Annotated in this window: 9 protein-coding genes and 1 pseudogene; all 10 read left to right on the plus strand. The window is 59.8% G+C overall.

Translation table 11 applies throughout. The features are described 5' to 3' along the window. The first annotated feature begins 174 nt into the window (after positions 1-174). On the plus strand, positions 175-780 hold the full coding sequence (locus tag ACIQ0R_RS07875) for a 2-hydroxychromene-2-carboxylate isomerase (RefSeq protein WP_395825901.1): 606 nt from the start codon (positions 175-177) through the stop codon (positions 778-780). After that, positions 777-1,181 carry a YchJ family protein gene (locus tag ACIQ0R_RS07880; protein ID WP_395825904.1) on the plus strand — a complete coding sequence of 135 codons (405 nt, stop codon included), beginning with the start codon at positions 777-779 and terminating at the stop codon, positions 1,179-1,181. The genes ACIQ0R_RS07875 and ACIQ0R_RS07880 overlap by 4 nt, the downstream gene beginning before the upstream one ends. Positions 1,182-1,235: 54 nt before the next feature. After that, complete coding sequence (locus ACIQ0R_RS07885; RefSeq protein ID WP_395825907.1) at positions 1,236-2,930, plus strand: AMP-binding protein; 1,695 nt, start codon at positions 1,236-1,238, stop codon at positions 2,928-2,930. 270 nt (positions 2,931-3,200) lie between these two features. After that, entirely contained in the window at positions 3,201-4,823 is a 1,623-nt protein-coding gene (locus ACIQ0R_RS07890; RefSeq protein WP_395825910.1) for a carboxyl transferase domain-containing protein, read from the plus strand. 58 nt (positions 4,824-4,881) lie between these two features. Beyond that, on the plus strand, positions 4,882-5,049 hold the full coding sequence (locus ACIQ0R_RS07895; protein WP_395825913.1) for a hypothetical protein: 168 nt from the start codon (positions 4,882-4,884) through the stop codon (positions 5,047-5,049). Positions 5,050-5,064: 15 nt separating this feature from the next. Continuing rightward, positions 5,065-5,878, plus strand: a pseudogene (locus ACIQ0R_RS07900) (enoyl-CoA hydratase/isomerase family protein). A 75-nt stretch (positions 5,879-5,953) separates the two neighbouring features. Continuing rightward, positions 5,954-7,222, plus strand: a complete 1,269-nt coding sequence (locus ACIQ0R_RS07905) for a cytochrome P450 (RefSeq protein WP_395825916.1) — start codon at positions 5,954-5,956, stop codon at positions 7,220-7,222. Beyond that, complete coding sequence (bioF, locus tag ACIQ0R_RS07910) at positions 7,191-8,423, plus strand: 8-amino-7-oxononanoate synthase (RefSeq protein ID WP_395825919.1); 1,233 nt, start codon at positions 7,191-7,193, stop codon at positions 8,421-8,423. The genes ACIQ0R_RS07905 and bioF overlap by 32 nt, the downstream gene beginning before the upstream one ends. Beyond that, the gene (gene bioA, locus ACIQ0R_RS07915; protein WP_395825922.1) at positions 8,410-9,789 is read left to right on the plus strand and encodes an adenosylmethionine--8-amino-7-oxononanoate transaminase; all 1,380 of its coding nucleotides are present in this window, start codon (positions 8,410-8,412) and stop codon (positions 9,787-9,789) included. Before bioF ends, bioA begins: the two co-directional genes overlap by 14 nt. Continuing rightward, the coding region (bioD, locus tag ACIQ0R_RS07920) for a dethiobiotin synthase (RefSeq protein WP_395825925.1) at positions 9,782-10,384 on the plus strand (603 nt) is incomplete at its 3' end. The genes bioA and bioD, both read left to right, overlap by 8 nt.

Genomic DNA, 10,384 nt, shown 5'->3' on the forward strand with positions numbered 1-10,384 from the left:
CCAATCAGGTCTTCAGGTTTCTTGTAGTTGGCAAGCAGGCTGTCCGCCAGCTTGACCAACTCAGGATCGGGCTTGGCCCGTTTGGTGCGTTTTACGTAGGTCATTTTTTCCTCTATGGTGGCAGTGTCCTGCCAAATGACCGTTTACACAAAACTAATTACACCCTCTAAAAACATGGCCGCAGCAATCGATTTCTACTTTGATTTTTCTTCGCCGTATGGCTATTTTGCCGCCACTCGCATCAACCAATTGGCGGCCAGATACGCACGTGAGGTTAAATGGCATCCGATCCTGCCCGGTGTGGTGTTCAAGGCCACCGGCTCGGCGCCGCTGACGCAGGTGCCGGTCAAGGGCGACTACGCGTTGCATGATTTCGCGCGCAGCGCACGTTTTCATGGCATTCCTTATCGGCGTCCAGACGTTTTGCCGATATCCACGCAAGCGGCCGCGCGCGCAGTGTTGTGGGCACGCGCCCAGCAAGGCGAGCAAAAAGCGATCGATTTCGCCATGCAGATTTACAGCGCCTATTTTGTCGACGGCATCAACATCAGCGAGCCGAGCCACCTGCCGGAAATCGGCCGCCGTGCCGGCATCGACACCACCGACCTGATCGAAGGCATCAACAGTTTGCCGATCAAGAACCAGTTGAAGGAAGACGTTGAGCAAGCGATGGCACGCGGCGTGTTCGGTTCGCCGTTCGTGATTGCCGACGGCGAGTCGTTCTGGGGTTTTGATCGCTTCGATCAGCTTGAAGCACTACTAAGGGATGGCAAGATTTGAAAGAAAAGAACATCGATTGCCCATGCGGTGGCGGCAAATATGCGCAGTGCTGCGGGCGCTATCACAACGGCAGTGAGGTCGCCCCAAGCGCCGCGGCGCTGTTGCGTTCGCGCTACAGCGCCTACGTGATGGACCTTGGCGACTACTTGCAGGCAACCTGGCACCGCAGCACGCGCCCGCCTGAACCGATCAGCACTGAAGCCGGCCTGAAATGGCTGGGCCTGGAAGTGCGCCAGCATGAAAGCGCAGGCGACAGCGCCACCGTGGAATTCGTGGCGCGCTACAAGATCGGCGGCCGCGCCGAGCGCTTGCATGAAATCAGTCGTTTCCTGCATGAGCGCGAACCCGGGGCCGGGGGGGCAGTTGCGCTGGTTCTACGTCGACGGCAGTTTTCCAAATAAATAAAAATAAATAAAAATACAGGAAGCATCTGCCAGCCCAACCGGAGACAAACCATGAAACAACTGAATGCAAGCATTGACCGCGGCAGTGAAGATATGCCGCTGATCGAACAAACCATCGGGCATTTTTTTGACGACATGGAGGAGCGCGTTGCCGATAACGACGCCCTGGTATCGCGCCATCAGCAGATCCGCCTGAGCTATCAGCAACTACAGACCGAAGCGCGCAGGCTGGCCAGCGCCATGCTGCGGCTGGGCCTGCAACCGGGCGACCGCATCGGCATCTGGTCGCACAATAATGCCGAGTGGTTGCTCACGCAATTGGCGACGGCTTATGCCGGCATCATCCTGGTCAACATCAATCCGGCCTATCGGGTCAGCGAGCTGGAGTATGCGCTCAACAATGTCGGCTGCAAGGCGTTGATCTCGATGGCCCGTTTCAAGGCCAGCGATTATCTCGACATGTTGCGCACGCTGGCGCCGGAATTGCAGCATGCCGCGCCCGGCGCATTGCAGGCGGCGCGCTTGCCGTGCTTGAAAACCGTGATCCAGCTTGGCCGCGACGATGTGCCGGGGATGCTGCGCTTTAGCGATTTCATCGCCGGCGGCGATCCGCTCGATCCGCAGTTGCTACAGCTTGGCGCAACCCTGAAGGCCAGCGATCCGATCAATATCCAGTTCACCAGCGGCACCACGGGCTTCCCAAAAGGAGCGACGCTGACCCACCGCAATATCCTGAACAACGGCTTTTTCATCGGCGTAGCGATGAAGCTGAGCGCCCGTGACCGGCTCTGTATTCCGGTGCCTCTCTACCATTGCTTCGGTATGGTGTTAGGCAACCTGGCCTGTCTGACGCACGGCGCGACGATTGTTTATCCGAACGACGGTTTCGATCCGCTGTCGGTATTGCAGGCGGTACAGGAAGAGCGTTGCACCGGCCTGCACCGCGTACCCACGATGTTTATCGCCGAACTCGATCATCCGCGCTTCGCCGAATTCGATTTGTCGACGCTGCGCACCGGCATCATGGCTGGTTCACCATGCCCGATCGAAGTGATGAAGCGGGTGGTGCGCGATATGCATCTTGAACAGATCACGATTGCCTACGGCATGACGGAAACCAGCCCGGTCAGTTGCCAAAGCATGACCGATACGCCATTGCAAAAGCGGGTGTCGACGGTCGGTTGCGTGCAGCAGCATCTGCAAGTCAAGATTATCGATCCGGAGTCGGGCCAGATCATGCCGGTTGGTGGTGCCGGCGAGTTGTGCACGCTCGGTTATTCGGTGATGCATGGCTACTGGGGCGACGCCGAAAAGACCCGCGAAGCCATCGACAGCGACGGCTGGATGCATACCGGCGATCTGGCGACGATGGATGCCGAAGGCTACGTCAATATCGTCGGCCGCATGAAAGATATGGTGATCCGCGGCGGCGAGAACATCTACCCGCGCGCGATAGAAGAATTTTTATATCGCCATCCAGCTATCCAGGATGTCCAGGTAGTCGGCCTGCCGGACCAGAAATATGGCGAGGAATTGTGCGCGTGGATCATCCGTCGCCCGGGGCAGACGCTGGATGAACAGAGCGTGCGCGATTTCTGCCGCGGTCAGATCGCCCACTACAAGGTGCTGCGCTACATCCGTTTTGTCGATGCTTTCCCGATGACGGTGACTGGCAAGATACAGAAATTCAAGATTCGCGAAGCGATGAAGGACGCGCTGAAGCTCAATGACATTCACACCGCTTAAACAAGAATTGGACGGTATCAGTAGGACCGGCATCCCCGCGAATGCGGAGATCCAGTTACGTACCAAAGTTACGCACTAAATTTATGCACTAAATTTATGCACTAAATTGCCTCCCCACGTTCGGAGGAGGTTGGGGACGCCCGGTTAGGGCCGCCCGGGCCGCGACGCCAACTGGTAATCGCCGACCCGCTATCACTGGATCAGATAGGTTTTGAGTAAGGCATAAAACAGCTGTTGTATAGACTAGAACCAGACACAAAGGACATCGCAATGCACCAGTTAGAAAGCAAGCTCAATCCGCGTAGCGAAGAATTTCAGCAGAATGCCAATGCACTCAATCTGCTGGTCGACGATCTGCGCCAGAAGGTGGCGCAGATCGTCGAAGGCGGTGGCGCTGGTGCGGGTGCCAAGCACGTCGCCCGCGGTAAGTTGCTGCCGCGTGAGCGGGTGCAGATGCTGCTGGACCCGGGCACACCGTTTCTTGAATTTTCTCAGTTGGCGGCCTACCACGTCTATCAGGACCAGGACGGCAGCGATGCCGCGCCTGCCGCCGGCGTAATTACCGGCATCGGCCGCGTCGCCGGCCAGGAATGCGTCATCGTCTGCAACGACGCTACCGTCAAGGGCGGCACTTATTATCCGTTGAGTGTAAAGAAGCATTTGCGGGAGCAGGAAATCGCTGAACAAAACAATCTCCCTTGTATTTATCTGGTCGACAGCGGCGGCGCCAATTTGCCGAATCAGGCCGAAGTGTTCCCGGATCGCGATCACTTCGGCCGCATTTTCTTCAATCAGGCCAACCTGTCGGCCAAGGGCATTCCGCAAATCGCTGTGGTGATGGGTTCGTGCACCGCTGGTGGCGCTTACGTGCCGGCGATGAGCGACGAATCGATCATCGTCAAGAATCAGGGCACGATTTTTCTGGCCGGTCCGCCATTGGTAAAGGCTGCCACCGGCGAAGTGGTCAGCGCTGAAGATCTCGGCGGCGGCGATGTCCATACTCGCCTGTCCGGGGTGGCCGACCATCTGGCGCAAAATGATATGCACGCGCTGTCGCTGGCGCGTACCATCGTCTCCAATCTGAACCGCCAGAAACCGCAAGGGCCGTTGTTGCGCCCGGTCGTGGAGCCGAAGTATCCGGCGCAGGAACTGTACGGCGTGATTCCGCTCGATACCCGCAAGCCGTTCGATGTGCGTGAAGTGATTGCGCGCGTGGTCGATGGCAGCGAGTTCGATGAATTCAAGGCGCGCTACGGCACCACGCTGATCTGCGGCTTCGCCCATATCTACGGCATGCCGGTCGGGATTATCGCCAACAACGGCATTCTGTTCTCGGAAGCGGCATTGAAGGGCGCGCACTTCATTGAACTCTGCTCGCAACGCAAGATCCCGCTGGTGTTCCTGCAAAATATCACCGGCTTCATGGTCGGCCGCCGTTACGAAAATGAGGGTATCGCCCGCCACGGCGCCAAGATGGTGACAGCGGTGGCGACCACCGCGGTGCCGAAGCTGACGGTGATCATCGGCGGCAGTTTCGGCACCGGTAACTACGGCATGTGCGGCCGCGCCTATTCGCCGCGCTTTTTATGGATGTGGCCGAATGCGCGGATTTCGGTGATGGGCGGCGATCAGGCCGCCGGCGTGCTGGCAACCGTCAAGCGTGACGGCATCGAAGCCAAAGGCGGCAGCTGGAGCGCCGAGGAGGAAGCGGCGTTCAAGCAGCCGATCCGCGATCAGTATGAACACCAGGGCCATCCGTATTACGCATCGGCGCGTTTGTGGGATGACGGCGTGATCGACCCGGCCGATACCCGTATGGTGCTGGGGCTGGGGTTGAGCGCGGCGCTGAATGCGCCGATTGCTGATACCAAGTTTGGCGTTTTTAGGATGTAAATATTTCAATGATCATTTGCTGAAATAAATATTTATTTAATTAATGATGAAGGCAGCTATGGAACTTCACGCATTTATTGCGACGACGCTTGGTGAAATTCAAAAAGGTGTGCAACTGGCGATTGATATTGGCGCCAGTGGGGCTGTCGTCAATGAAAGTACAAGCATCAGCCGCATTCAATTTGCCATTCCTTTGGTGCCGCCGATAACCACGATAAGCAAATAACGGCGGGAGAGTGCTGTGAACTACCAAACGATATCAATAGATCGGCAAGACAAAACGGCCGTCGTCACGCTCAACCGGCCCGAAGTACGCAATGCCTTCAACGAAACCATGATTGCCGAAATCACGCACGCTTTCCTGGAACTGGGCAGTGCCGCGGAGGTGCGCGTTATTGTGCTGGCGGCGCACGGGGCAGCGTTCTGCGCCGGCGGCGCACGGGGCAGCGTTCTGCGCCGGCGGCGATCTTCACTGGATGAAGGCAATGGCCGATTACACAGCGCAGCAGAATCGCGCCGATGCCGCCCAATTGGCGACCATGCTGCGCACCATCTACCAATGTCCGAAGCCGGTAATCGCCAAAGTACAGGGCGATTGTTATGCCGGCGGCCTGGGACTGGTGTCGGCCTGCGATATTGTGGCGGCAGTCGATAGCGCGCAGTTTTGTTTGTCGGAAGTGAAAATCGGCCTGATTCCGGCTACCATCTCGCCCTACGTCATTAAAGCCATCGGCGAGTCGGCGGCGCGCCGCTATTTCATTACCGCCGAGCGCTTTTCGGCAGAAACCGCACAGCGCCTCGGCCTGGTGCATGAAGTTGCCGCAGCGGAAAAACTCGACGAATGCGTGCATCAGCTGCTCAAGGCCTTATTGGCGGCCAGCCCCAACGCCGTTACCGAAGCCAAGCGTCTGGTGCGGGCGATTGCCGGTCAGCCGCTGACGGCAGCACTGATTGCCGATACCGTCGAAGATATAGCCAAGATCCGCGCCTCTGCGGAAGGCCGCGAGGGCGTGCTTGCCTTTCTGGAGAAGCGTAAACCGTCCTTGCTACAGTGATTGCAGGGCGATCACATACAATTTGGTCTTTGCAGAGGCGATTTCGCCAGCTTAAGTGCTGGAAAATAATACTAAATGATTAACCAAGCTTTTTTGAACGACCCCTATCCCGCCTACCGCGCACTCCGCGCCGAGGGGCTGCTGCATTGGAGCCCCGAGTTCTGCGGTGGCGCCTGGTTGCTGACCGGGCATGCCGACGTTGCTGCCGTGTTGCGCGATCCGCGCTTCTCGGTGCGACGTGCCGGTGGTTGGGCCAACAGCAGCGGGCCGGGAGCATTGGCCGAGTTGCGTGAATTCAAACGGATCTTTTCGCGCTCGTTGCTGTTCGTCGATGCGCCGCAGCACACCCGCCTGCGCCAGGTGATGAACGCTGGCTTCAAACCGGCGGCGTTGCAGCGGTTAGCGCCGCAGATTCAACGCATCGTCGATGGTTTGCTGGACGACGTGCTGGCGAAGGCCGTCGGTGGCACCGGACCGTTTGCTGAATTTGATTTCATGCGCGATTTCGCCCGGCCGTTGCCAGCGCTGGTGATTGCCGGCATGCTCGGCATCGGCGCCGCAGACCGCAGCGAATTTGTTGCCTGGTCCGATGATATCGCGGCCTTCATCGGCAGCCCGACGCCAACGCTGGAGATTGCCCGGCGCGCCCAGATCAGCCTGATCGCGATGAACGAATACTTCCGGCAATTGCTGCCGCAACGTCGTGCCGCGCCGGGCGACGACTTGATGAGCCAACTGATCCGCGCCGAAGCCAGCGGCGGCATCATCACTACCAAGGAATTGCTGGCGCAGTGCTGCACGCTGCTGTTTGCCGGTCATGAAACCACGCGCAACCTGCTCGGCAACGGCATGTTGGCGTTGCTGCAACATCCGCAGCAATGGCAGGCACTGCAAGCCGAGCCATCCCTGCTGCCAGCGGCGTTGAAGGAGTTGCTGCGGTTTGACAGCCCGGTGCAATATACCGGCCGCCGCCTCAAGGTTGCTGTCGAGATGCATGGCCAGGTCATGCAGAAGGGCGATCTGGTGATTCCGCTGATCGGCGCCGCCAATCGCGACCCGGCCAGATTCAGCGATCCCGACTGTCTTGATATCCGTCGCAACGAAGGCGCGCATTTGTCTTTCGGCTACGGCCCGCATGTCTGCATCGGCGCCACGCTGACCTATCTGGAAGCAGAAATTGCCATGCGTAGCGTCATGCAGCGCCTGCCCCAATTAGGCTTGGTTGGCAGCACGCAATCGTGGGGTGAGAACGCGGTATATCGCAGCCTCAACCGCTTGCCCTTGCAATTTGCGCGGCCCGCGTCAGCACTCCATGCGCCGCCGACGAAAGCGCACCATGCCTGAGTTGCTCAAGCAGATCCGCCAGCAGCTGGCCGCGTTGCAAGAGCAGAAGCTGTTGCGTAAGCGGCGCATTGTCGACGGTCCGCAAGGGCCGTTGCTAGAGGTCGACGGCCGCCAGTACCTGGCCTTTTGCAGCAACGATTATCTGGGCCTGGCCAACCACCCGGCGTTGCACGCCGCCGCCGCCGCCGGGTTGCAGAAGTACGGCGTCGGCGCCAGTGCATCGGCGCTGATCAGCGGCCATACCAGCGTGGTCGAGGAACTGGAGCAGGCATTGGCAGCCTTCGTCGGTATGCCGCGCGCGTTGCACTTTTCGACCGGCTACATGGCCAACATGGGCATCATCCCGGCATTGGTCGGCGCCGGCGATGTGGTGTTCTCGGACCGTCTCAACCACGCCTGCCTGATCGACGGCGCGCGTTTGTCCGCTGCCCGGTTGCGCATTTATCCGCATGCCGATGTGGCGCGGCTGGAAGAGTTGCTGGCCAAGAGCAATAGCCCGCGCAAACTGATTGTCACCGATGCGATTTTCAGCATGGATGGTGATATTGCGCCGTTGCCGGAACTGCTGGCGCTGTGCGAAAAATACGATGCCTGGATGCTGGTTGACGATGCCCATGGCTTTGGCGTGCTGGGGCCGCAAGGACGCGGCAGTCTCGCCCATTTTGGGATACAGTCGCAGCGCATCCTGTACATGGGGACGCTGGGCAAGGCCGCCGGCGTGGCCGGAGCATTCGTGGCTGGCGATGCATTGCTGATCGAATGGCTGCTGCAACGCGCGCGCACCTACGTGTTCACCACCGCCAGCCCGCCGTTGCTGGCGAGTGCGTTGCTGGTGGCAATCAAGGTGATGCAGGACGAGGATTGGCGGCATCGGCATTTGCGTCAATTGATAGCGCGTCTGCGCAGCGGCCTGGCCGCTTTGCCGTGGCCGTTGCTGCCATCGGCAACGGCAGTGCAGGCCGTCATCGTGGAAGATAACCAACTGGCGCTCGACCTGATGGAAGGCTTGCGTCAGCAAGGTATCTGGGTGCCGGCAATCCGTCCGCCGACTGTGCAGCAGGGCAGCGCGCGTCTGCGTGTTTCGTTGTCGGCGGCCCATAGTATCGAACAAGTAGATCAACTGGTAAGCGCGTTGCATGCGCTGGCTGGCAATGATGCCGACGCCTCAGCGCGGCGCGTGACAAGGAATGGAATTGAATAAAACTGAAAAAAAACTACCGCAATCGGAGCTGGTGCGGCGCAGCCTGGCCAGCGTCTGGCATCCGTGCACCCAGATGCAGCATCATGAATCGGTGCCGCTGATTGCGGTCAGCCGCGGGCGCGGCGCATGGCTGTATGACGCCGATGGCAAACGCTATCTTGATGCTATCAGTTCCTGGTGGGTCAACTTGTTCGGCCATGCTAATCCGCGCATCAATGGCGCGTTAAAGGATCAGCTCGATCAGCTGGAACACGCGATGCTGGCCGGTTTCACACACGAGCCGGTAGTGCAGTTGTCGGAACAGCTGGCGGCGCGCACCGGCAACGTCCTCGGGCACTGCTTCTATGCGTCCGATGGCGCTTCGGCAGTCGAGATCGCACTGAAGATGAGTTTCCATGCATGGCGCAATGCCGGCTATGCCGACAAGCAGGAATTCGTTTGCCTCAAGGGCAGCTATCATGGTGAAACCATCGGCGCGCTGGCGGTGACCGATGTGCCGCTGTTCCGCAATGCCTACGGCCCGTTGCTGCGCCAGGCGCATGTGGTGGCCTCGCCCGATGCGCGTGGCGCACGCGATGGCGAGAGCGCGGCCGATGTGGCGCATCGCGCCGCCTCGACGCTGGAGAAATTGCTGCAGCAGCGCTCCAGCCACATCGCCGCCATCATCATTGAACCGCTGGTGCAATGCGCCAGCGGCATGGCGATGCACGATCCGCTCTATTTGCGCCAGCTGCGCGCATTGTGCGACCGCTACAAGGTGCATCTGATTTTCGACGAAATCGCCGTCGGCTGCGGCCGCACCGGCACTTTTTTCGCATCCGAACAAGCCGCCTTGCCCGGTGAAACGCCGCTCTGGCCGGATTTCCTGTGTCTGTCGAAAGGCATCAGCGGCGGCTATCTGCCGTTGTCGCTGGTGATGACGCGCGATGCAATTTACCGGGCCTTCTACGATAACGATCTGGCGCGCGGCTTTTTGCACTCGCACTCTTACACCGGCAACCCGCTGGCCTGCCGCGCCGCGCTGGCGACATTGGCGATCTTCGATGAAGACGACGTGATCAACAGCAATCGGCAGCGTGCGCAACGCATCACGGCGGCACTGGCGCCGCTGGCGCAGCATCCCAAAGTACGGCATTTTCGCCAGCGCGGGATGATCTGGGCGTTCGACGCGGCGCTCGACAACAAGGCGCAGGCGCTGACTTTTTCACGGCGCTTTTTCGTCAGTGCAGTCGAGCATGAATTGCTGTTGCGGCCGATTGGCAAGACCGCCTATCTGATGCCGCCGTACATCCTCGACGATGAGGAAATCGATTTACTGGCAGCACGCACCGCAGCAGTTTTCGACAGTGTGGTGGGTCATGGCTGAGCGCACCGCTAATCCCTGCAAGGCATCCTGGTTCATCGCCGGCACCGATACCGAAATCGGCAAGACCTTGATTGCTGCGACGATGTTGCACGCACTCACCAAGGCCGGGATCCGCAGCGCCGGCATGAAGCCGGTCGCCGCCGGCGCTGAGTTGCGCGATGGCGTCTGGCACAACGACGATGCCGATATTCTGGCGGCAGAGGCCAGCCTCAGCTTGCCGCAGGAATTGACGACGCCGTTCCTGCTGCGTCAGCCGACCGCGCCGCACATCGCCGCAGCGCAGGAACAGCGCACCATCGAACCGGAGCACATTCTGGCTTGCTACCGCCAACTCAGCGGCATGGCCGATGCGGTGGTGGTGGAAGGCGTCGGCGGTTTCCGCGTGCCGCTCAACGCGACATACGATAGCGCCGACCTGGCGCAGCAACTCGGCTTGCCGGTTGTGCTGGTGGTGGGGTTGCGGCTCGGCTGCATCAACCATGCCATGCTGACCGTCGAGGCCATCGCCGCTCGCGGCCTGTCGCTTGCCGCGTGGGTCGCCAACACGGTGGACCCCCGCATGCTCAACGGCGACGCCAACATCGCAGCACTCAAG

This window comes from Collimonas sp. (assembly GCF_044339385.1).
GTDB lineage: Bacteria > Pseudomonadota > Gammaproteobacteria > Burkholderiales > Burkholderiaceae_D > Collimonas.